This window comes from Pseudomonas antarctica, assembly GCF_900624995.1.
Lineage (GTDB): Bacteria > Pseudomonadota > Gammaproteobacteria > Pseudomonadales > Pseudomonadaceae > Aquipseudomonas > Aquipseudomonas antarctica.
Genome location: NZ_UYXQ01000036.1, coordinates 1 through 23218, shown reverse-complemented (window position 1 = coordinate 23218; position 23218 = coordinate 1). Strand labels below are relative to the sequence as shown.

19 protein-coding genes and 1 pseudogene are annotated in these 23218 nt (G+C 60.2%); 7 read left to right on the top strand and 13 right to left on the bottom strand.

What is annotated here, in order from left to right; all coding sequences use genetic code 11:
• The first annotated feature begins 47 nt into the window (after nt 1–47).
• Entirely contained in the window at nt 48–1085 is a 1038-nt protein-coding gene (locus tag E0F99_RS17720; protein ID WP_130908840.1) for an alpha/beta hydrolase family protein, read from the top strand.
• Here the strand turns inward: E0F99_RS17720 and E0F99_RS17715 are convergent.
• From E0F99_RS17715 to E0F99_RS17705, 3 genes are all read right to left on the bottom strand, one after another.
• Entirely contained in the window at nt 1079–2254 is a 1176-nt protein-coding gene (locus E0F99_RS17715; protein WP_083358271.1) for an MFS transporter, read from the bottom strand. The two genes, E0F99_RS17720 and E0F99_RS17715, sit on opposite strands and share 7 nt — an antisense overlap.
• 217 nt (nt 2255–2471) lie before the next feature.
• Entirely contained in the window at nt 2472–4058 is a 1587-nt protein-coding gene (locus E0F99_RS17710; protein WP_083358272.1) for an ABC-F family ATPase, read from the bottom strand.
• A gap of 142 nt (nt 4059–4200) precedes the next feature.
• Nucleotides 4201–5439: an MFS transporter gene (locus E0F99_RS17705; RefSeq protein ID WP_083358273.1), complete on the bottom strand. Its 1239-nt coding sequence runs from the start codon at nt 5437–5439 to the stop codon at nt 4201–4203.
• Between the two features lie 154 nt (nt 5440–5593).
• On the opposite strand from E0F99_RS17705, the gene E0F99_RS17700 reads away from it, so the two are divergent.
• Entirely contained in the window at nt 5594–6406 is an 813-nt protein-coding gene (locus E0F99_RS17700; RefSeq protein ID WP_083358274.1) for a class I SAM-dependent methyltransferase, read from the top strand.
• Between the two features lie 137 nt (nt 6407–6543).
• Here E0F99_RS17700 and E0F99_RS17695 read toward each other — a convergent pair whose 3' ends face one another.
• On the bottom strand, nt 6544–6930 hold the full coding sequence (locus tag E0F99_RS17695; protein ID WP_083358275.1) for a TIGR03067 domain-containing protein: 387 nt from the start codon (nt 6928–6930) through the stop codon (nt 6544–6546).
• Nucleotides 6931–7220: 290 nt separating this feature from the next.
• On the opposite strand from E0F99_RS17695, the gene lpxO reads away from it, so the two are divergent.
• A complete protein-coding gene (gene lpxO / locus E0F99_RS17690; RefSeq protein ID WP_083360427.1) occupies nt 7221–8120 on the top strand; it encodes a lipid A hydroxylase LpxO in 900 nt (299 codons plus the stop codon).
• 92 nt (nt 8121–8212) lie between these two features.
• Here the strand turns inward: lpxO and E0F99_RS17685 are convergent.
• Nucleotides 8213–8479, bottom strand: a pseudogene (locus E0F99_RS17685) (Ku protein); the annotation flags it as partial.
• A gap of 186 nt (nt 8480–8665) precedes the next feature.
• On the opposite strand from E0F99_RS17685, the gene E0F99_RS17680 reads away from it, so the two are divergent.
• Nucleotides 8666–8980: a hypothetical protein gene (locus tag E0F99_RS17680; protein WP_083358276.1), complete on the top strand. Its 315-nt coding sequence runs from the start codon at nt 8666–8668 to the stop codon at nt 8978–8980.
• A gap of 12 nt (nt 8981–8992) precedes the next feature.
• On the top strand, nt 8993–10150 hold the full coding sequence (locus tag E0F99_RS17675; RefSeq protein ID WP_083358277.1) for a PQQ-dependent sugar dehydrogenase: 1158 nt from the start codon (nt 8993–8995) through the stop codon (nt 10148–10150).
• Nucleotides 10151–10277: 127 nt separating this feature from the next.
• Here E0F99_RS17675 and E0F99_RS17670 read toward each other — a convergent pair whose 3' ends face one another.
• Both E0F99_RS17670 and E0F99_RS17665 read right to left on the bottom strand, forming a co-directional pair.
• Nucleotides 10278–10757, bottom strand: coding sequence for a nuclear transport factor 2 family protein (locus E0F99_RS17670; protein ID WP_083358278.1), 480 nt, complete (start codon nt 10755–10757; stop codon nt 10278–10280).
• 54 nt (nt 10758–10811) lie between these two features.
• Nucleotides 10812–11375, bottom strand: a complete 564-nt coding sequence (locus E0F99_RS17665; RefSeq protein ID WP_083358279.1) for a TetR/AcrR family transcriptional regulator — start codon at nt 11373–11375, stop codon at nt 10812–10814.
• Between the two features lie 125 nt (nt 11376–11500).
• On the opposite strand from E0F99_RS17665, the gene pssA reads away from it, so the two are divergent.
• On the top strand, nt 11501–12844 hold the full coding sequence (gene pssA / locus E0F99_RS17660) for a CDP-diacylglycerol--serine O-phosphatidyltransferase (protein ID WP_083358280.1): 1344 nt from the start codon (nt 11501–11503) through the stop codon (nt 12842–12844).
• Between the two features lie 1031 nt (nt 12845–13875).
• On the opposite strand, the gene efeO (E0F99_RS17655) is transcribed toward pssA, so the two are convergent.
• The 4 genes from efeO (E0F99_RS17655) to efeU are packed head-to-tail and all read right to left on the bottom strand — an operon-like array spanning nt 13876 to nt 18097.
• Nucleotides 13876–14694 carry an iron uptake system protein EfeO gene (efeO, locus tag E0F99_RS17655; RefSeq protein WP_083358281.1) on the bottom strand — a complete coding sequence of 273 codons (819 nt, stop codon included), beginning with the start codon at nt 14692–14694 and terminating at the stop codon, nt 13876–13878.
• A 25-nt stretch (nt 14695–14719) separates the two neighbouring features.
• A complete protein-coding gene (gene efeB, locus E0F99_RS17650) occupies nt 14720–16024 on the bottom strand; it encodes an iron uptake transporter deferrochelatase/peroxidase subunit (RefSeq protein WP_083360428.1) in 1305 nt (434 codons plus the stop codon).
• Nucleotides 16025–16038: 14 nt separating this feature from the next.
• A complete protein-coding gene (gene efeO, locus E0F99_RS17645) occupies nt 16039–17241 on the bottom strand; it encodes an iron uptake system protein EfeO (RefSeq protein WP_083358282.1) in 1203 nt (400 codons plus the stop codon).
• Between the two features lie 10 nt (nt 17242–17251).
• A complete protein-coding gene (efeU, locus tag E0F99_RS17640) occupies nt 17252–18097 on the bottom strand; it encodes an iron uptake transporter permease EfeU (protein WP_083358283.1) in 846 nt (281 codons plus the stop codon).
• Nucleotides 18098–18265: 168 nt separating this feature from the next.
• Here efeU and E0F99_RS17635 point away from each other — a divergent pair, with 168 nt between their 5' ends.
• Nucleotides 18266–19276 (top strand): AraC family transcriptional regulator, encoded by a 1011-nt coding sequence (locus E0F99_RS17635; RefSeq protein WP_083358284.1) that lies wholly within the window; start codon nt 18266–18268, stop codon nt 19274–19276.
• Nucleotides 19277–19378: 102 nt separating this feature from the next.
• On the opposite strand, the gene E0F99_RS17630 is transcribed toward E0F99_RS17635, so the two are convergent.
• Together E0F99_RS17630 and E0F99_RS17625 are read right to left on the bottom strand one after the other, a co-directional pair.
• The gene (locus E0F99_RS17630; RefSeq protein ID WP_083358285.1) at nt 19379–20794 is read right to left on the bottom strand and encodes an efflux transporter outer membrane subunit; all 1416 of its coding nucleotides are present in this window, start codon (nt 20792–20794) and stop codon (nt 19379–19381) included.
• Nucleotides 20791–23218 (bottom strand): efflux RND transporter permease subunit (locus tag E0F99_RS17625; protein ID WP_130908839.1); only part of this gene is annotated, 2428 nt, incomplete at its 5' end. The genes E0F99_RS17625 and E0F99_RS17630, both read right to left, overlap by 4 nt.

Sequence of the window (23218 nt, the reverse complement as noted above, 5' to 3'; positions counted from 1 at the left end):
ATGCCGCGGGTGTTGAACGTGGTCACGCAGCAAAGGTGGACATCCCCATGATGCGTCTTTGTGCTGTTTTGGTTCTCTCCCTGCTCGGTGGCCTGATTTCAGTGCACGCCGCCCCAGCGCCGCACCCGCATTGGAGTGTGGGCTTCCATCGCATGACCTTTCTCGACCCGCTTGACCAGCAGCCGATGAAGGCCATCGCGTTTTACCCGTCCACCGACGACGAACACAGTACGCAATTGGGCGCCTATCACGTCGCCGCCGCTGAAGACTCCAAGGTCGCCATTGGCCGCTTCCCGATGCTGATGCTGTCCCACGGCAACACGGGCACACCGCTGGCCCTGCACGACCTGGCCACCTCACTGGCGCGCAAGGGGTTTGTGGTGGTGGCGGTGTTGCACCCCGGCGACAACTACAAGGACCACAGCCGTCTGGGCACCGTGAGCAACCTGTATGGTCGGCCGATCCAGATTTCCGAAGCGATCACCGCCACCCTCAGCGACCCAATGCTGTCGCCGTTCGTCAATATCGACCAGGTGGGCGTGATCGGCTATTCCGCCGGCGGCGAAACCGCGTTGATCCTGGCTGGCGCCAAGCCGGATTTCGACCGCCTGCGCCGCCATTGCCAGGAACGCCCGGAAGACCGCGACGCCTGCACCACCAAAGGAGAGCTGGTGGTCGACCGCGACGATTTGCAACCAGAGGCCGACCCGCGCATCCACGCGTTGATGCTGATGGCGCCGTTAAGCCTGATGTTTGGCCGCCACACCTTGGCCGACGTGCACGTGCCGGTGCTGCTCTACAGTGGCGACGGCGACAAGCTGGTGGCCGTGGACAAAAACGCCGCCGCACTGGCGCGCAAGCTGCCGGAACCACCGGATTTCAAACTGTTGGCCGGGGCAGGGCACTTTGTGTTTATGGCGCCGTGTGACAGCGATCAGTTGGTGGCCATGCCAGCCATCTGCACAGACGCCGATGGCGTCGACCGCGAAGGCATTCACCGTGACCTGATTTCAGAGGCGGGGCGGTTCTTTTCCCATACCCTGGATCAAGCGACCCGTGCCGGTTTGCAGACCGCCGATCAGTAAGCGCGGCGCTTGAGCAGCACGGTCAAGGCCAGCGCCGTGGCCGATAACAGCGCGGCGCAAAAGAAGATCCAGCCGTAGCCGAGGTTCAGTGCCACGGCGCCCATCAACGGCCCGGCAATCGCCAGGGCCAGATCAAAAAACACTGCATACGCACTCAGCCCGGCGCCACGGCTGCTATTGGGCACCTGCTTGATGGCTTCTACGCCCAGCGCCGGGTACACCAGCGACAAGCCAAAACCAGTCAGCCCGGCGCCGATCAACGCCACCCCGGTGGAGGGCGCCAGCCACAGCAGCGTCAGGCCCAGGGCTTCGATGGTCATGCAGGCAATCGCTGCGCTGAAACCGCCGAAGCGGCTGATGGCCGAGATAAACACCAGGCGTGACAGGATAAAACACAGGCCAAACACCGTGAGGCAGTACGCCGCCCCGGCCCAGCCACGGTTGAGGTAATACAGGGTGATAAAGGTGGTCAGCGTGCCGTAGCCAATTGACGCCAGGCACAGGCTGGCGCCAAACGGTGCGATACGCCCAAACACCGCCCAGAACGGCAGCCGCTCGCCGCGTACCACCGGCACCGAAGGTTTATTGCGGATCAGCACCAGGCCCAGCGCCGCCAGCACCGTCAAGGCGATGCCGAGGCTGGTGTAGCCATAGTCGGCCACCATCACCACACCCATCGGCGCGCCAATGGCAATAGCACCGTAGGAGGCGATGCCATTCCAGGAAATCGAGCGAGCCGTGTGTTCGGCGCCGACCGCCCCCATGCACCAACTGATGGTGCCCACGCCGATCAGGCCCTGGGCTACGCCGAGCAGCAGCCGGCCGACGATCAGGATGCCCAGGCTCAGGGCGGGCAGGCTCTCGACCAGCGTGGCGAAAAACGTCAGCACACCGCTGACCAAAATACCGGCCAGGCCCAGCACAATCGCGCGCTTGGTGCCAACGTTGTCGCACATGCGCCCGGCCATGGGCCGGCTGAGCAGGGTGGCCAGGTATTGCGAGCCGATGGTGATCCCGGCCACTACCGCGCTGAAGCCCAGTTGCTCGTGCACATAGCCCGGGATGACCGCGATCGGCAGGCCGATGCAGATAAAGGCGATAAAGGTATAGAAGACGATGGAGACGATCTGCAGGGTGATCGACATAGAGCTGGGGGCGACGGCAGGCATGGTCACTCGTTCGCGGGCGGGCGGTGACGGCATGATGGCAAGGGCGTGGGGGAAAAGGAAGCAGGCTAACTAGTTTGTTTGATAGCCCGCGTTGGGCTGCGCAGCAGCCCAATAAAAAACACCGCGTTCTGCCTGACAGAACGCGGTGTTTGATTTTAGGGCCGCTTCGCAGCCCAGCGCAGGGCAAGCCTGCTCGCCACAACTGCCGTGGCGTTGCTTAGAACACCACGCCTTGGCTGCGCAGGTAGTCATCATAGGTGCCGCTGAAGTCGATCACGCCGTTGGCGCTCAACTCGATGATGCGGGTGGCCAGGGACGATACGAACTCGCGGTCGTGGCTGACGAAGATCAGCGTGCCCGGGTAGTTTTCCAGCGCCAGGTTCAGCGCTTCGATGGATTCCATGTCCAAGTGGTTGGTCGGTTCGTCCATGATCAGCACGTTCGGCTTTTGCAGGATCAGCTTGCCGAACAGCATGCGGCCTTGCTCACCACCGGAGATGACCTTGACCGACTTGAGGATCTCGTCGTTGGAGAACAGCATGCGGCCCAAAGTACCGCGAATCATTTGTTCGCCCTGAGTCCACTGGCCCATCCAGTCGAACAGGCTCATGTCGTCTTCGAAGTCGTGGGCGTGGTCCTGGGCGTAGTAACCCAGTTCTGCGGCGTCGGTCCACTTGATGCTGCCGGCATCCGGCGTCAGTTCGTTGACCAGGGTGCGCAGCAGGGTGGTCTTGCCGATGCCGTTCGGGCCGATGATCGCAACACGCTCGCCCGCTTCAACCTGGAAGCTGAAGTCTTTGAACAGTGGCTTGCCGTCGAAACCTTTGGCCATTTTTTCGACCATCACCGCCTGGCGGTGCAGCTTTTTGTTCTGATCGAAACGGATGAACGGGCTCACACGGCTTGAAGGCTTGACCTCGGCCAGCTGGATCTTGTCGATCGCCTTGGCACGGGAGGTGGCTTGCTTGGCTTTCGAAGCGTTGGCCGAGAAGCGGCTGACGAACGATTGCAGCTCGGATATCTGCGCTTTCTTCTTGGCGTTGTCCGACAGCAGTTGCTCGCGGGACTGGGTCGCCACGGTCATGTACTCGTCGTAGTTGCCCGGGAACAGGCGCAGCTCGCCGTAGTCCAGGTCAGCCATGTGGGTGCACACGCTGTTCAGGAAGTGACGGTCGTGAGAGATGATGATCATCAGGCTCGAACGCTGGGTCAGGATGTTTTCCAGCCAGCGGATGGTGTTGATGTCCAAGTGGTTGGTCGGTTCGTCGAGCAACAGCACTTCAGGGTCGGAGAACAACGCCTGGGCCAGCAGTACGCGCAGTTTCCAGCCTGGCGACACTTCGCTCATCGGGCCGAAGTGTTGTTCCAGCGGAATGCCCAGGCCCAGCAGCAGCTCACCGGCACGCGATTCGGCGGTGTAGCCGTCCATCTCGGCGAATTCGGTTTCCAGCTCGGCCACGGCCATGCCGTCGTCTTCGCTCATTTCCGGCAGCGAGTAGATACGGTCGCGCTCGGCCTTGACCTTCCACAGTTCTTCGTGGCCCATGATCACGGTGTCGAGCACGGTGAATTCTTCGTAGGCGAACTGGTCCTGGCGCAGTTTACCCAGGCGTACGTTCGGCTCGAGCATGACCTGGCCGCCGGACGGATCAAGGTCGCCGCCGAGGATTTTCATGAAGGTCGACTTGCCGCAACCGTTGGCACCGATCAAGCCATAACGGTTGCCGGCGCCGAATTTGACCGAGACATTCTCGAAGAGCGGCTTGGCGCCGAACTGCATGGTGATGTTAGCTGTGGAGATCAATTACTTTACCTATCAATGGGTTGCGAGCGTGGCGGCAGGAGCCTTCAGGCATGCGTCAACAGCGACATCAAGGCGCGAAACCCGGTCGCTGAGCAGAAAATTTTGGATGTGTGTTGGAATTTGGCGCGCATTGTCGCATATGTCAGGCGACAGTTGTAATGCGCGCGAACGATGGTTTCGTCAATGTCTCCGGCATCGCCAGCCATAACAACGCCAGCGCCGCCGTTGCGACGCCCGCCAAGGTCAGGAACGCCGCGTTATAGCCGGCTTGCTGCACCACGAAACCGGCCAGGCTGCTGCTCAGCGCCGCGCCCAGGCCAAATACCGTGGACAACGCACCGAGGCTGACATTGAAGCGGCCAGTGCCTTGGGTCAGGTCCTTGACGATCACCGGGAACAGCGCACCGAAAATCCCCGCGCCAATGCCGTCGAGCATCTGCACGGCGACCAGCCAATAAGGGTCGTCGGACCAGGTATACAACACGCCACGCAGCGGCAAAATCATGAACCCGGCCAGCAACAGCGGCTTGCGCCCCCACACGTCAGCTTTGCTGCCCACCAGCCAGGCCATCGGCACCATCACCAATTGCGCGGCGACGATGCACGCCGAGGTCAGCGGCGTGGCCATGTGCAGGTTGATCTGCGCCAGCTTCTGGCTGACCAACGGCAGCATCGCGGCATTCGCCAGGTGGAACAGCGCGCAGCAGATCGCGAACAGCAACAGCGGGCGATTAGCCAGCAGCACCTTCACGCCGGAGGGCTGTTCGTGTTCATGGGCGTGAGCGGGATCAAAGCCCCGCGCGACCTCGTGGTCAATCGCCGACGCTGATACACAACTGACCGCCACCACACTGGCGACCGCCATAAATGCCATCAGGTAAAACACCACCACTGGGCCAAACAGGTACGCCAGGCCGCCCGCCAGCAGCGCTGCCGCGGCGTTTCCGGCGTGGTTGAAGGTTTCGTTGCGCCCGGTGCGGCGGGTGAAGGCGCGTGGCCCGGTAATCCCCAAGGAAATGGCCGAAATCGCCGGAGCAAACACTGAAGCGGCGATGGCACTGGCCGCCTGGGTCAACGCCACCCAGCTGAATGAGCTGACAAACGGCAGCACCAGGCAACTGACGGTGACAAGCACGGCCGCCACCGCGATCACCGCGCGTTTGCTGCGTGTGCGGTCGATCAGCGCACCCGCCGGGCCCTGGGTGAGCAAGGCGGCGATGCCCGCCAGGGTCATGACCACGCCGATGCTGGCCGGGTCCCATTGGTGCACGGCCAGCAGGTAAATCGCCAGGTACGGTCCGAGGCCGTCGCGGACGTCCGCCAGGAAAAAATTCAGGCTGTCCAAGGACAAGGTATTGCGCAGGTCGCAGTGATGGGCCATAGCGCTATCTTCGGCAAGGGTGTTCAGGGGCTGGACACTCAATGGGCTAGTGACCTACAGGCTTGGATAGAAGTTTCGCCGCCGCAGAGGGTTTCATCTGACAGACAATTGGCATATTTTCCGAAGCCCGCTGTACTGACTCTCTGGAGAAGCAATGGACATGCCCTCAGCCCAACAGGCTATCGTCAGCAACAAGCATGCCTGGGACGCATCCGCCAAGCTGCACAAAGACACCACCACCTGGAACGCGCTGCTCGAATCGGTCGCCCAGCCGGACTTTTCATGCCTTGACCCAACCATCACCGCGTTGCTGCAAGACGTCGGCGTGGCCGGCAAGGACGTGGTTCAGCTGTGCTGCAACAATGGGCGTGAAAGCCTGTCGTTGTTCGGCCTGGGCGCACGCAGCGTGGTGGGCGTCGATCAATCCCACGCCTTTTTGCAGCAAGCGCAGGAACTGGCCGAGGTGTCAGCGCATAACCCTGAGTTTGTTGAAGCCGATATCCATCATCTGCCTGCACGTTTGCAGGGTCGGTTTGATGTCGCGTTGGTGACCATTGGTGTTCTGAACTGGATGCCCGATGTGGCACTGTTTATGCGCCACGTGGCGAGTACGCTCAAACCCGGCGGAACGCTGGTGATCTATGAAACTCATCCCTTTCTGGAAATGTTTGATCCCAAGGGTGCCAACCCATTATTGCCCGACAGCTCGTATTTCCAGCGCGACCCCTTCGTGCTGCAGCAGTCGATTGTTTACGAGGGGCAGGCAGATATTGCCGGGCCGACGTCCTATTGGTACGTGCATACCCTGGGCAGCGTGGTCAGTGGGGCAATCGCGGCGCAATTGCAGATCGAGCATTTGCAGGAATACCCGCATTGCAACCGCGAGGAGCTATACGAGCAGTACGAGCACCAGCCGGCCCAGTTGCCGTTGTGCTTCACGTTGACCGCCACTAAACGTCGTGCCTGAGCGGCTTTCCCTCGCGCAAAAAAAGGCCCGCGATGAGAGGCGGGCCAAGTTAATCACTGGAGTAGGTAGGCCTCACCCTATAGGCCCAGAAGTGAAGGCCATGTGAAAACGCTGTCGCAAGTTCGGATGTGTGCGTCTTAGCGGCGGCGTACGAAGGTGCGCATGGTTTGCCCTGGCCCGGTGCTGAAAACGGTCGGCCGGGGCATGCCTTCATCGGCGGCTATAAACACAAAAACATCGCCGTCGAGGCGGTAGCTGGCTGGCAGTTGCTTACCGGCGTCTTCGCCTATGGCGTCAACCCAGGTAATACTTTTGGGCGAGGTGCTGCTGTCCAGGGAAAACCGACCGGCCAGCAGCACCTCGCCGCTTGTCGTACGCACTTCAAAGCAGTCGCCGGAGAGGGTGGTCAGGGCGCCTGGCGCGCTGTGGCCGTCGATCGGGTTGAGTACACCGCTGTCTTCGAGCGCGGTTTGCTCCCAGGTGCCTTGCAGGGCTTGATGATCGCTGTGTAACAGAGCTGACATACAAATTCCATTTTGTTGAAGGTGGTTTCTTACAGTGCACCACGCAGGCGGCGGCGAGACAAGCGCGTGTGTTGATCCAGCACAATGACTGGACAGCTTTTCACAATTCTAAGTTAACCTTTGGTTACAAACTGTGGCTAAATAACTACCAATGGTCATGAACCGGTGGTCGAACCGCCGGTCGTGTCGCGTATATGTGAATTGTGATTTCAGGTGCTGCTTATCCAATCCTCGGCCTTTGCGGGCACGCAGGAGCAGCCTGTTCTCTCTACTGACTTGTGACGAATCCCTTGAAACTTATCATTGTTGCTCTCTACGTTGCCTCCATTGCGTATGTTCACCTGCGTGGTCGGGTGCGACACAAGCTGGGCCGCCAGCTTAGTGATCACTCGACGTTCCTGGCGCCGATCAACTGTTTCCTCTACTTGTTCTCCAAGCAGCCCAGCCGCCCGTTCCTGTCGCCCAGCGACTTTCCGGACCTGAGCCCGCTGCAGGAACACTGGGAAGAAATCCGCCAGGAAGGCCAGAACCTCATGCGTATGGGCGAAATCAAGCGCTCTGACCAGTACAACGATGTGGGTTTCAACTCGTTCTTCAAGTCTGGCTGGAAGCGTTTCTACCTCAAATGGTACGGCGACAGCCACCCGTCGGCGATGAAACTGTGCCCGCGCACCACTGAGCTGGTGCAACGCATCGGTTCGATCAAGGCTGCGATGTTTGCCGAGTTGCCGCCGGGCTCCAAACTGGTGCGCCACCGCGACCCTTATGCCGGCTCCTACCGCTATCACTTGGGCTTGGAAACACCTAACGATCCGGGCTGTTACATCAATGTGGACGGCGAAAGCTATTACTGGCGCGACGGCGAGCCGGTGATGTTTGATGAGACTTTCATTCATTACGCGGAAAACACCACGCAGCAGAACCGCATCATCCTGTTCTGCGACATCGAGCGCCCGATGAAGTACCGCTGGGCGGCGGCGTTCAACCGCTGGTTCAGCCGTAACGTAATGGCGGCGGCCGGCTCGCCCAATGATGACGGCGACAAGACCGGCGGCCTGAACCGTGCGTTTACCCGCCTGTACAAAATCCGCCTGCGTGGCAAAGAGCTGAAAAAGCGTAATCGCGCACGCTATTATCTGGAAAAGTGGGCGATTTTTGCCGGCTTGGCGCTGATCTTTATCCTCATCTAAAACATCCTCGGGCGCGAATCACGGTGGTGGCTTCGCGCCCAGCTTGCCCTACATCTTCTTACTGATCTTCTGCCGATTGGCATAACCGGCCCACGGGTCGACTTGGGGTGGGCCGAGCGAATTTCGTCTTCGCTGGGCACCCCATAGCGGCCTTTCTCTAAGGCCACGCCCTTGACGACAGTCTCCTTGGTGACTTCTTTGCCGGTGGTCTTGTTGATGCGCTTGTCGCCCACTGGGTCCGTGCTGCGTGTGTCCAGCCAATCAAAATCAACGCCATGGGCGGTCGTGGCTGAGACCAGTGATACCGGGATGTGGACCAAGCCGAAGCTGATGGCGCCTTTCCAGATTGCCCTTGGCATGCCTGCGTTTTCTTGAGAAGAGGCTGTGCGTTCTGGTGACTTGCAGGCGCCGGGGAAAGTTTCGGCGGGCAGCTGCGCGGACAGATTGTGTTACACCTGATGAGAAACTATTTAGTGTCGAAAGCCGAACCCTGGGCGTAGCGTGTTATCGAAAGCACGTACTACTCGCCCTAGAGAGGCTTTGTCATGAACAGCTCTGTGCGTTATCTCGCTGTACTCGCGTTGGGCCTGGCGCTGGCGCCATTTGCCCAGGCGCAGAACCTGCCCGGCACCTATGACACCAACAACAGCCCTATTCATCGGGCCAACCCGAACAGCATGCAGGGCACTCAGCCTAATGCACCGGCCGTTCGCGGTATCCAAACAGCGCCGACCCGCCCGGCACCCACTGTGGAAAACGGCGGCATCGGTAATCGCTACCCAGCGCGTCATGCCGCGCCGAGCCGTCCCACCACTCAAACCCAAGCGCCCACTTACGATGCCAACGGCAATCGCCGGTAAGGATTGTGTCTTATGTTCCTACGCAAAACCCTGCTAGCCGCTATGTGTGCAACTACGTTGCTGCCATTGGCGGCGGTATACGCGGCGGATGTTCAGTCGTTTACGAGCGAACAAGGCCGCATCACCGCGACCCCGATCGTCAAAGGTCTGGATCACCCTTGGGCCGTGGCGTTTCTGCCGGACAAACGAGGCTTGCTGGTGACTGAGCGCCCAGGCCATCTGCGTTTTGTCAGCCCGGACGGCAAGCTTTCTGCGCCTTTGACCGGCGTGCCGCAGGTGTGGGCCAAAGGGCAGGGCGGTTTGCTCGATGTGGTGCTGTCGCCGGACTTCAAGCAGGACCGCATGGTTTACCTGTCATACGCCGAAGGTGGGGGCGAGGGCGGCAAAGCCGGGACTGCCGTGGGCCGGGGGCGGTTGGCCGATGACTTGAGCGGCTTGAAGGATTTCAAGGTGATCCTGCGCCAGGAGCCCAAGCTGTCCACTGGCAACCACTTCGGATCGCGCCTGGCCTTTGACCGTGATGGCTACCTGTTCGTGACCTTGGGAGAGAACAACGACCGGCCGACGGCCCAGGACCTGGACAAGCTGCAAGGCAAGGTCGTACGGATATTCCCGGATGGTCGTGTGCCGGATGACAACCCTTTTGTGGGCCAAGAGGGCGTGCGCCCAGAGATTTGGTCCTACGGCCAGCGCAACCCGCAGGGGCTGGCGTTGAACCCGTGGAGCGGCACGCTCTGGGAAAATGAGCATGGGCCACGGGGCGGTGATGAAATCAATATCATTGAGCGCGGCAAGAACTACGGCTGGCCGTTGGCGACCCATGGCATCAATTATTCACTGACGCCGATTCCCGAAGCCAAGGGCAAGACCGTGGAAGGCACGGTGGCGCCGCATCACGTCTGGGAGAAATCACCGGCTATCAGTGGCATGGCGTTTTATGACGCCGACCGGTTCAAGGCGTGGCAGCACAACCTGTTCATCGGTGCGTTGGCCAGCCAGGAGTTGATTCGTTTGCAGTTCGATGGCGACAAGGTGATTCATGAGGAGCGCTTGTTGGGCGGTTTGAAAGCACGGATCCGCGATGTGCGGCAGGGGCCGGATGGGTTTTTATATGTGCTGACGGATGCGGATGACGGCGTGTTGTATCGGGTCGGTCTGAATCAGGACTAACAGACACAGACGGGCAAAATGCGGGAGCGGGCGTGCTCGCGAAGGCGTTTGATCAGCTGGCACCTGTGTTAGCTGACACTGCGCTTTCGCGAGCAAGCCCGCTCCCATATTTTTTAGGGTGTGCGATCTATAGCCCGAGCTCAGACAGCCCCGGATGATCATCCGGGCGCCGCCCCAGCGGCCAGTGGAACTTGCGCTCGCTGTCCTTGATCGGCAGGTCGTTGATGCAGGCAAAACGGTTGACCATCAGGCCATTCTCGTCGAATTCCCAGTTCTCGTTGCCGTAGGAGCGGAACCAGTGACCGCTGTCATCGTGCCACTCGTACGCATAACGCACGGCGATACGGTCACCGCTGAAGGCCCACAATTCCTTGATTAAGCGATAGTCCAGCTCCTTGGCCCATTTACGGGTCAGGAAGCCCTTGGCTTCTTCACGGTTATGCACCCATTCAGCGCGGTTGCGCCATTGCGTGTCCAGGGTGTAGGCCAGCGACACCCGTTGCGGGTCGCGGGAGTTCCAGCCGTCTTCGGCCAGGCGAACTTTCTCAATCGCCGACTCACGGGTAAACGGCGGCAGGGGCGGGCGTATTTCTGGGTTAGATGACATGGGAACTGCTCCAGGGAACAATAGGGTTTAGCCAACGTTGCGGGGCCAGTGCGTTCAAAGTCCCAGTAACGTTCGCGCCATGCAGTGCGCATGATCAGCGGCGGTTGAATCGCCCATCACCAGGGCAACGGTAATGGCGCCATCGATCAGGATCAGCAGTTGCGCGGCCTGCCGTTCAGGGTCGGGGGAGCCATGTGCTTTACACAGTTCAAGTGCGTACTCGAACAGTTTCTGTTTGTGCGCCTTGGCGAGCAGGCGCACCGGGTCGTGTGGGTTGCCAGTTTCACCACTGGTGTTGATAAAGGCGCAACCGCGAAAGTCCGCCGAACCAAACCAGGCCTTGAGCGCGCTGAATAGCCCCAGCAAGCGCTCGGCACTGCCGTCGCTGCGTTCAACTTCACTGCGCAGCCACTGCATCCAGCGTTCGTCGCGACGTTGCAGGGCGGCAATCACCAACTCATCTTTGTTGGCAAAGTAGCGGTAAATACTTTTGCGCGAGACCCCGGCGGTTTTCACCAGTAATGCCATGCCGGTGGCGGCGATGCCATGGCGATAGATCAACTTTTCGGTGACGTCGAGGATAATGTCGCGGGTGTCATAGCAGGTTATGTCATTCATGCTGCGAACAGTAGAATGATCGTTCTACTGGGTCAATTAACTTTTTTCCATCTTCGCCGGCGAGACCTGAGCAGTTCCATGGTGTAAGCTTTGGGCCTCTTCGGATTCGACCCATTGCGAGCCTTATGCCGTCGTTCTTCAAACGCTCTCTGTTGCCCAAACTGCGCGGTTTCCCACTGTCTCCCGAGGCCATCGAGGTGCTGTCCGGCGCCGCTGCGTTTCGTCGTTGCCTGCTGGAAAAAATCCCCCAGGCCACCCGGCGCATCTACATCGTCGCGCTGTACCTGCAGCAGGACGAAGCGGGCCAGGAGATCTATGACGCCTTGCATGCCGCCAAGGCCGCACGGCCCGAACTCGACATTGTGGTGGTGGTCGACTCGCTGCGCGCCCAACGCGGGTTGATCGGCGCCGGTAAGCAACCGGGCAATAGCGCCTGGTATCAGGCCATGACCCAATCCCACGCCAGTGAAGTGCCGGTGTACGGCGTGCCGGTGCAAACCCGCGAGCTGTTCGGCGTGTTGCACCTCAAGGGCTTTGTGATCGACGACAGCGTGCTGTACAGCGGCGCCAGCCTGAACAACGTGTACCTGCACAAGTTCGACAAGTACCGCTACGACCGTTATCACCTGATCCATAGCCAAGCGCTGGCTGATTCAATGCAGCACTTGGTGGAGCACGGCCTGATCACCTCCAAGGCGGTGCATCGCCTGGACCTGCCGAATCCGCCGACCACCCGCAGCCTGCGCAACGACATCGGCGACCTGCGCAGCCGCCTCAAGCATGCCGCCTACGACACTACCGCGGGGCTGTTGCCCAACGGCCACCTGTCGGTGAGCCCATTGCTCGGCGTCGGCAAGAACAACCCGCTGAACCGGGTGATCCTCGAATTGATCGCCAGCGCCCAGCATCAACTGACGATCTGCACGCCGTACTTCAACTTGCCGCTGCCGGTGACCCGTGAAATCAACCGCGCCCTGGCACGCGGCGTGAAGGTCGATATCATCGTCGGCGACAAAACCGCCAACGACTTTTACATCCCGCCCAGCGAGCCATTCAAGGTGATCGCGGCGCTGCCTTACCTCTATGAAATCAGCCTGCGCCGCTTCGCCAAACGCCATCAGCCAATGATTGAAGCCGGCCAGTTGAACCTGCACCTGTGGCGCGACGGCGACAACACCTATCACCTCAAAGGCATGTGGGTCGACCAACGCTACACCTTGCTCACCGGCAATAACCTCAACCCGCGGGCGTTCCGCCTGGACCTGGAAAACGCCTTGCTGATCGATGACCCGCAAGGCCAGTGGCTGGAGCCACGGCGTACGGAGCTTGCGCAGATTTTCCAGCACACCACGCGCATCGAGCGTTACCAGCAGTTGCAGACGCTGGTGGATTATCCGCAAGCAGTGGGTAAGTTTTTGCGGCGGGTGAGTCGGGTGCGGATTGAGCGGTTGCTTTACCGTATTTTGTGAACGCGCTGACGCAATCACAGGCCGACCGGGTCTTTCCCGGTGGCCATATTGCTGGCCATGTTCGTCGATGCATTAAGAACTCTCCTACGTTTCGTCTTCTTGCTCCCTCGCAGGCTTTTTATTGACGGTTCTTTCGGATAAGAACGCTTGCGATAAACGTGCAGAGAACTTGAATTGTTGACAATTGCTATAAATCGGCCAGCCACGCCTTCATTCGTTTCGACACGCAACCGGGCTGAAACTGAATCTCGTGATCCTGCTGCTGCACCTACGCCCGATTTCAGGCGCACTACGTTGACGCGATGGGCAACTCACCCAAGCCAAGTTTAGACAGGCTGCAGCCCGCAAAAAAGCGGGAAGTACGCGCTGCAAGTCCCCGTCATTTGGCCAAAGCTGATTTGCATCGACGAAGATCCAAAGCATCGCGAAGACTATTGCCGATAACAATTTATATGAGGGCGACCAGGCTATGTTGCAGCGAGCCGAGGGCTCGTTGCCCCTGGAAAAAAACGTGAAGCCTTTGCACGTGACAAGGCAGTCTTGAAAGGACTTGTGCCATTCCTGGTGGTGTACCAGGAATTCTCAGGCGCAAATATTGCTAAGGGGTTGTTCGGCCTTGACGTTGGACGTGGGCGGGCTGGGCATCGGCGCAGGCCGCCAGGGTCGGTCGCGATCGCATCTGGCCCCAGGCGTGTCGCAGTTGGGTAAGGCCGCGCCACATTTGATTATCGTTGAGGAGAAGTTGAGGGGCTACTGGTTGGCTGGCGGGTTCGATCTCGCACCAAAGCCTCAGCAAACAGGCGTGGCCGGCTTCAGTCATGGCGTCCCCTGCGTGGGTTTAAGGTCGGTAGTTTTTGGTACTGGAGCAATCCAAAAACGGGCAAGGCGGATAGCACGCCATTGCCAGTTATTTAAATTGACGACCACGCCGACTTTCTGAATGGGCCAACTGAACGCCTGAGCGCTAAGCGCGTGCCAGCCCCGGACCGTGCTCCCCATACCTCTGCGGGTGAACGGTCCGGGGCTTTCTATCAATTCAAGCCCAACTTGCCGCGAAGGGTCGACAGGTCTTCAGCCAAGGTGTTGACCGGACCCACCAGGGCCTTACGGTCGTTTTCCTTCACTTTGTCATAGGTCTCAAAGCCGCCATCCTTGGTCTTGTACTTGGCCAACACCTTGTCCACGGCGGCGAAGTTCTTGTCGACTTTGGCCAGGAAGGCCTTGTCTTGTTTCTCGATTTGGCCACGGAACAGGTCGACGATTTTCTTCGCGCCGTCGATGTTGCCTTGGAAGTCATACAGGTCAGTGTGGCTGTAGCGGTCTTCCTCACCGGAGATCTTGGTGGCGGCGACTTCTTCCAGCAGCGCTGCGGCACCGCCGACCACTTTTTCCGGCGCAAAGGTCAGGCCGTCGACACGGGTTTTCAGGTCGTTGACGTCGGTATTAAGTTTGGCGGTCAGGGCGTCCAAGCCTTGGGTGGTGTTCTGCGAGAACAGCACGTACTCAATGCGGTGGAAGCCGGTGAAGTCTTCGGCGGTCACGCCTTTTTCGTGGTCGTCCACGCGTGAGTCGATGGAGGCGTCGAGGTCGCTGAACAGCTCGGCGATCGGCTCGATGGACTCATAGTGCACGCGGGTTGGCGCGTAGAGCTTCTTGGCGGTGGCCAGGTCGCCTTTGTCGATGGCGTCGGTGAACGCCTTGGTCTGGGTCACCAACTCGCCGATTTCTTCGGTAACGTAAATCTTGTAGTCCGAGACCGGGCCTACCAGGTCCAGTGGCGCGGTAGCGGCGAACGCTGTCAGCGGCGAAAGGGTCATTAACAACGACAACGCGATAGTCGACTTCTTCATGGGACGTTTTTCGCTCTGGTTTGTTTTAGGTGTTGGCAGTGGTTTGAGGGGGCGTTGCAGCGAGCAGCGTGCGCCCGATGAAATCCTTAGGCCCCGTGACGCCCGGCAAGGTGAAGAAGTACCCGCCGCCGACTGGCTTGAGGTATTCCTCCAAGGGCTCGCCGTTGAGTCGGGTTTGCACGCTGATAAAGCCTTTCTCCAGGTCAGCCTGGTAGCAGATGAACAGCAGCCCCATGTCCAGCTGACCGTTTTTGTTGACGCCGTTGGAGTAGTTGAACGGCCGACGCAGGATCAGGTTGGCCTGAGTCTGCGGGGTGCGCGGGTTGGCCAGGCGGATGTGGGCATCGAGCTTGGTCAATTTGCCTTCCGGGTCCTTGCTGTAGTCAGGCACCTGGCTTTCTGTGTGGCCATCCATCGGTGCGCCCGTGGGTTTGACGCGGCCAATGATGCTTTCCTGCTCTTGCAGCGGGGTACGGTCCCAGCGTTCGACGAAGTTGCGGATGATGCGCACGGCCTGGTAGCTGCCATTGGCGGCCCAGGCGGGTTCATCGCTGCCAGGTTGTACCCAGACGATCTGGTCCATGGCCTTATCGTCGTTGGAGTTCGGGTTGGCCGAACCGTCACGAAAGCCGAGGAAGTTGCGCGCGCTCTGCGCAGGTTCGCCAGCTTTGGCGGGCGCCTGCGGCGGTACGCTGCCTTCTTGTTTCCAGCGCACCAGCAGCAGGTCCGGCAGGTTCTTCACGATGTCGCGCAGGGCGTGGATATTGGTGTCCGGGGTGTTCGAGCTGAACTGCAGGCTCAGGTCGCCGTGGCACTGTGCGGGTTCCAGCGCATCGTTCGGGAAACCGACCATACGGCTCAGGCGCTTGGGTTTGACGGCGGCGAGACCGAAGCGCTCATCGAACAGCGATTCGCCAACGGACACGGTGATGGTCAAGTTGTCGGGTGTGACCACCGGGCCAAGAATGCCGGAGTCGGTGGGCGGCAGCTTCGGGTCGACTTGCGCAACGGCGCCGCCGGTCATCAGGAACGCAATGCGCTCGTTCAGGGTACGGAACAGGCGCTCCAGGTCTTCACGGTCGCTGGCCAGTACATCGAACGCTACCACCATGCCGCAGGCTGGGCGTGGGGTGACGATGCCGCTCTGGTGCTTGCCGAAAAAATCGTGGTGGTCCTGGGTTTTGTCACTGCGCGGTGCGGTGGTGACTTGCTCGGCGGCAGCCGCCATGGCCGGGCAGCTCAGGCTGCTGCCGGCAATCGCTGCTCCGGTAGCCGCCATGCCCAGCAGGACGCGGCGACGCGTTGCACAAAACTGTTCTGAATCACTCATGTAGTAGGTCGTCTTCACTGCAGGCCGGAGAGGCCAAGGGCGGGGTCGATTCCATCGAGTGCAACGGCCAGAGCCTTGGCCTTGTCGGCGATCTGCTTGCGCTGATCGGCCGTGACGCTGTCGTAGCGGATAAACTGGCCGTCGACGTTCAAACCCTTCAGTTCGGCATCGAAGGCGGCGAGGGCGCTGTCGATTTTGGGCTGCACGTCAGCAGCGGACTTCGTCAGCAACGGGCGCATCAACTCCACCACCTTGTGGGCGGCTTCCAGGTTGGCGGCAAAACCGTTCAAGTCGATATGACTGTAGCGTTCCTCTTCGCCACTGGTGGCACGTACATCCGCGAGGCTGTTGAGGTTGCGCACCACAATGCTCACCAGTTGCTCGGGTGGCAGCGACTGGGCCAGCAGTTGTTGCTTGAGGCTGTTGACGTCGGTGACCAGGCGCTGGGCAACGGGGGCCAGGCCATCCAGGCTGCGCTGTTCGAACAGGCTGTATTCGAGGCGGTGGAAGCCAATGAAGGCGGGGTCTTGCTCGCGCTTTTCAAAATAGTCGGCGCGGGCGTTGATCGCGTTATCCAGTTCGGCCAGGCGTTGCGACGCCGGTGCAAGGCGCTGGTAGGCCTCACGTGCTGGCACATAGAGTGCCTGCGCCTGAGCCAGGTCGCCGGCCTCTATGGCGTGCTGCAGCGCTGTTACGGCCTTGACCAGTGCACTGCCTTGGCCACTCAGGTACACGCGAAACTCCGACAGTGGGCCGATAAAAGCCACCATCGACGGCTTGGCCTTGGCTTGGGCGTCGGACTGCGCAGTCGGTGTTACGTGCAACGTACCGCGTGGGTTGCTTAGCAGGCCGCAGGTGATCGTATAGTCACCGGGCAACAGGTTGGCGTTGATCACTTGGCTCAAGCCCGGAGCGATATTTTCGCGCTCCTCGATCACCAACACGCCGTCGAGGATTTCCCATTCCACCGCGCGGTCGGAGCGGTTGATGATACGAAAGCTCGCGCGCCCGGCAGGTACGGTCAGTTCGTTAGGCTCACAGGCGTGACCGTGAATCGTCACGGCGATTTCATTGTGGTGGGGCTGACGTTTGGCAGCGGCCAATTGTGAGGCGTAATAGAACAGCGCACCGGCGGCGATCATCACGACTACCGAGCCCGCCACCGCCCAGCGCAAGGCGCGGGAGGGCGGAGCCGGTTGAGGGGTTGGGTTGGACAAGGGACGGTCCTTACTGGCTGGAAACGGGAGAGGTTTTGACGACAGGCTTGGGTGGGGCCGAAGGCAGGAAGAACATCACCAGAGCCACCACCAGGTAAATCAGATAGGCGCCCAGGGTGCTGACGGTCGGTGCATCCTGATAGCCGAACATCCCGGCCAGCACCGAGCCCAAGGGGCCATCCATCGGCAGTGCTGCGCTGAAATCGAACAAGACGGTTTGCAAGTGGTTCCACACCCCGGCTTCGTGCAGGGCCTGTACCGAATTGGCGAGAATGCCGGCGGCGACCACGAGGATGAACAGGCCGGTCCAGCGAAAAAAAGCACCCAGGTTCAAGCGCATGCTGCCGGTGTAGATCAGGAAACCGACGATGATCGCCAGGACCAGGCCGAGCAGGGCGCCAATCGGTGCGCCCGGTCCTTCGCTTTGCTGGAACACCGCGAGCAGGAAGAACACCGTTTCCAGGCCTTCGCGGGCCACGGCGAAAAACACCATCGCGATCAGCGCAATCACTTGGTGTTTGGAGCTGGCCAACGCGTGGTCGAGGGATTCATGCAGGGAATGTTTGATGGACCGCGCCACTTTGCGCATCCAGAACACCATGGAACTGAGAATGCCCACGGCCACCAGGCCGACCACACCTTCGAACAGTTCCTGTTGTTTTTGCGGGAACTCCGCGCTGACCAGTTCCAGGCCACCGCCGACCAGCAGGGCCAGGGCGGCAGCCAGAAATACGCCGATCCACACTGCAGGCATCCACTGGCCGCGGCCGGTTTGTTGCAGGTAACTGGCGATGATGCCAACGATCAATGCGGCTTCAATGCCTTCGCGCAGCATGATGAGAAAGGGAACGAGCATTCGGCACCGCATCGAGACTGGAGAGGATGCTAATTTGTAACATAATGATACTCATTACTAAACAGGCAATATTGACGTTTGCTGAACTGCGGCTGAACGGTGGTGGCGAAGCGCAACCGCCCTTATGATGCACCCCATCTTCATGTACAGCCGAAAAGCTCATTTCCCATGTCGGAAAAAGACACCATTTCTATCCACCTTGTGCGCGAAGCCCTGCTGCAGAGCTGTGCGCCAGGGGCGGCCACGGTTGAAGCGCTGAGCAAGGTCGGGATCGTCCCGGCGTTGCTCGAGCAGCCCGACGCTCGGGTGCCAGCCACCGCGTACGCACGCCTGTGGCGTTTGTTGGCGCGGCGCAGGGATGATGAGTTCTTCGGCATGGACCCGCGCAAGCTCAAGTCCGGTAGCCTGGCGTTCCTGTGTGGCGCCGCGATGGCGCAGCCCAGTCTGGGCGCGAGCTTGGAAACCGGACTGGGTTTTCTATCCTTGATGCTGGAGCAGATGCCCGCGCAACTGGTGCGCCAACAAAGCCTGGCGGAAATCGTGTTGCTCGAACCTGAACCTAAGCGCGCGTTCACCTATTTCACCTATTGGATGATCGTGCACGGCGTCGCTTGCTGGTTGGCGGGGCGGCGTATCCCGATTCTTGCCATCGAGCTACGGTGCCCGCAGCCGGACTTCTATGACGATTATCGGGTGATGTTCTCTGACAACTTGCGCTTCGATCGGCCGCGCACCCGCATGATCTTTTCCGCCGACTGCCTGGACCTGCCGATCAAGCGTAGCCCGGAGGAACTCAAGCGTTTTCTGGCCTATGCGCCAGCCAACATATTGGTCAAATACCGCGACCCGAATAGCTTGGCCACCCGCATCAAGAACGACCTGCGCCAGATGCCCGCCGATAGCTGGCCGGAAACCGACGGTCTGGCGGCCAGCTTGTGTATCTCAGCGTCGACCCTGCGTCGCCGCCTGGCGGATGAAGGGCAGACCTATCAGGGGCTCAAAGACAGTGTGCGCAAGGAGTTGGCGATTGTCTGGCTGGCTGAGCCACAGGTCAGCTTTACCGAGATTGCCGCGCGGTTGGGGTTTGCGGATGCCAGCTCGTTCTACAAAGCGTTTCGTAAGTGGTCGGGGTCCAATCCCGGGCATTATCGCAGCTTGATTTTGAATGAGGCGAGCTGACCGTACACCGCTTCAACATACCGGCAAAAAAAAGCCCCACGACCGAATGGACCGTGGGGATAAAAATTGGCTGGATGCGACCAACCAAAGGAGCTCTCTACATCACTTGCTGCTGGCTACGACTGTGTCCGGCTGCCAGCCACCACCGAGGGCTTTGTAGATCCCGACAATGGCGCGATACATGTCCACCTCGGCCTGAGCCTGTGAGTCTTCAGCCGCCAGACGCTCACGTTGCGCGTCGAGCAATACCAAAAAGTCCACGGTACCTTCGCGATAACGGATCGCCGCAAGATCGGCAGCGGCGCGGCTCGACTCACTCTGACGAATCAGCGAGACCAGGCGCTGCTGGCGTTTGCCGTAATCACTGAACGCATTTTCCGATTCTTCCAATGCCAGCAACACCTGTTGCTCATAGGTTGCCAAGGCGCCATCGGCCTCGGCGTTTGCACCGCGCAAACGCGCCCGCACGCTGCCCAAGTCAAAGGCGGCCCAGGTAATGCTCGGGCCAAGAGACCAGGCATTCGCCGCGGCCGAACCGATCTGCGAACCGCGCCCAGCGGTAAAACCGAGGAAGCCGCTGAGGCTGACCCGTGGGAACAGGTCGGCCTTGGCCACGCCGATACGGGCGGTGGCGGCGGCCAGTTTGCGTTCGGCGCTGAGAATGTCCGGGCGCCGTTGCAGCAGTTGCCCTGGGTCGCCGATCGGTAACGCCTTGGCAATCGCCGGCAGGTCTTTGGGGCTCAGGTCCACGGTCAACTTGTCGGGGCGCTGGCCGAGGAGGGTGGCGATGCGGTTACGCTCGCGCACTTGCTCGGCTTGCAGTTGCGGCACGCTGGCTTCAACGGCGGCCAGACGCGCATCGGCGCGTTCCACATCGAGCTGATCACCGACGCCGGCATCACGCAGGCTCACGGTGATGGCGCGCGATTCCTGCTGGTTCTTCAGGTTGTCCAGGGCAATGCGTTCACGCAGTTGCGCGCCGCGCAGTTGGCCGTAGGCGTCCACCAGTTCGGCAATCATGGTGACTTGCAGTTGGTACAGATCAGCTTCGGCAACCTGCTGGTCAGCGTCGCTGGCCTCCAGGTTGCGACGGATGCGGCCGAACAAATCCACTTCCCAGGCCATGTCCAGGCCCAGGTCGTAACGCTCGCTGTTCACGCGATTGGTGGTCTGGCCCGGAATCTGGCCTTTGCCCACATCGCTGCTGGCTCGGCTGGTCACCACCGGCATGATGTCGTTGGCTGCGTCATCGCGAATCGCGCGGGCGGCTCGCAGACGGGCAAATGCCACACGCAGGTCGCGGTTGCCGCTCAACGACTGGGTCACCAACTGGTCGAGGGTCGGGTCGTCGAACTGCTGCCACCAGATGCCTTCGTACTGGGCATGGTCATAGCTTTTGGTGTCGGCGGCGGCGGTGATGTTGGCCGCCTCCAATTGCTCGGTTTTATAGTCCGGGCCCACGGCGCAGGCGCTCAGCGCCAGTACCAGCAAGCTCGGCACAAAGATGTTCACACTCATTGCTGTGTCTCCAGCTTCAAGGCCTTGGCCGCTTTGCGCGCATCCTGGCGCTCCACATAGCGACGGATCAGTACGTAGAACACTGGCGTCAGCAACAGGCCGAAGAAGGTCACGCCGATCATCCCGGAGAACACCGCTACGCCCATGGCATGGCGCATCTCGGCACCGGCACCGCTGGACAACACCAGTGGCACCACACCCATGATGAAGGCGAACGAGGTCATCAGGATCGGCCGCAGACGCAGGCGGCAGGCTTCCAGTACCGCAGCGAGCGGGTCGAGGCCTTCTTGCTGTTTGTCCTTGGCGAACTCGACGATCAGAATCGCGTTCTTACACGCCAGGCCTACCAGTACGATCAAGCCGATCTGGGTGAAGATGTTGTTGTCGCCGCCCGAGATAATCACCCCGGTAATCGCCGACAGCAGCGTCATCGGTACGATCAGGATCACCGCCAGTGGCAGGCTCCAGCTTTCGTATTGGGCGGCCAGTACCAGGAACGCCAGCAGTACGCAGAGCGGGAACACGAACAGCGCGGTGTTGCCCGAGAGGATTTGCTGATACGTCAGGTCGGTCCACTCGTAGGTCATGCCGTTGGGCAGTTCCTCTTTCAACAGTTTTTCAATCGCAGCCTGAGCCTGGCCGGAGCTGTAGCCCGGTGCGGCGTTGCCGTTGATTTCAGCGGTGATAAAGCCGTTGTAGTGCATCACGCGGTCCGGGCCCGAGGTGTCGCTGACCTTGATAAAGGTCGCCAGCGGGATCATCTCGCCTTTGTTGTTGCGCACTTTCAGTTGGCCGATCTGGTCTTCATCCTGGCGGAACTGTTGCTCAGCCTGCACGTTGACCTGGTAGGTACGGCCGAATCGGTTGAAGTCGTTGGCGTATAACGAACCCAAGTAGATCTGCAGGGTGTCGAAGATGTCGCTGACCGCCACGCCGTGGGTCTTGGCTTTTTCGCGGTCGATGGCAGCATCGACCTGAGGCACGTTGACCGTGTAGCTGGTGAACAGGCCGAACAGCTCCGGCGTGGTACGGCTCTTGGTAATGATGTTCTGCACTTCTTTGTACAGCTCGTCATAACCCAGGTTGCCACGGTCTTCGATCTGCAGGCGGAACCCGCCGATCGTACCCAGGCCCTGTACCGGCGGCGGTGGGAAGATCGCCATGTAGGCCTCTTCGATGCTGGTGTACTTGCCGTTCAGTGCACCGGCAATAGCGCCTGCCGACATACTCGGGTCTTTACGCTCGTCGAACGGCTTTAAGGTCACGAACACGATGCCGCTGTTTGGGCTGTTGGTGAAACCGTTGATCGACAGGCCCGGGAACGCTACCGCGCTTTCCACTCCAGGTTGCTTGAGTGCGATGTCGGACATGCGCTTGATCACATCTTCAGTGCGGTCCAGGCTCGCGGCGTCCGGCAGTTGCGCGAAGGCCACCAGGTATTGCTTGTCCTGAGCCGGCACGAAACCGGTTGGCGTGTGGGCAAAACCCAGCCACGTCAGCACCATCAGGCCGGCGTACAGGACCAGGGCGATACCACTGCCGCGAATCACCCGGCGCACGGTGCCGACATACCCGTGGCTGGCTTTCTCGAAGAAGCGGTTGAACGGACGGAACAACCAGCCACCCAACAGCTTGTCGAGCACCTTGGAGAAGCGATCCTTCGGCGCGTCATGGCTGCGCAGCAACACGGCGGCCAGGGCAGGCGACAAGGTCAGCGAGTTGAAGGCTGAGATCACCGTGGAAATCGCAATGGTCAAGGCGAACTGCTTATAGAACTGCCCGGTCAAGCCGCTGATAAAGGCGGCTGGAATGAACACCGCACACAGCACCAACGCGGTCGCGATGATCGGGCCGGTCACTTCGCTCATGGCTTTTTCAGTGGCCGGGAACGGTTCCAATCCCAACTCGATGTTCCGTTCGACGTTCTCCACCACCACGATGGCATCGTCCACCACGATACCGATGGCCAGTACCAGGCCGAACAGCGACAACGCGTTGAGAGAGAAGCCGAACAGGTGCATCACCGCAAACGTACCGATCAACGATACCGGCACCGCCACCAACGGAATGATCGAGGCGCGCCAGGTTTGCAGGAACAGGATCACCACCAGCACCACCAGGATCAGTGCTTCGAACAGGGTATGAACCACCGCTTCGATGGAGCCACGTACGAAGATGGTGGGGTCATAGACGATGCTGTAGTCCATGCCTTGCGGGAAGCTCTTTTTCAGCTCTTCCATCTTGCCGCGCACTTCGTTGGAAATCTCGATTGCGTTGGAACCCGGGCGCTGGAAAACCGGAATCGCCACGGCCGGCTGGTTGTTGAGCAACGAGCGCAGCGCATATTGGCTGGAACCCAGCTCAACCCGTGCGATGTCTTTGAGGCACGTGATTTCACCGTTATCGCCTGCGCGAATGATGATG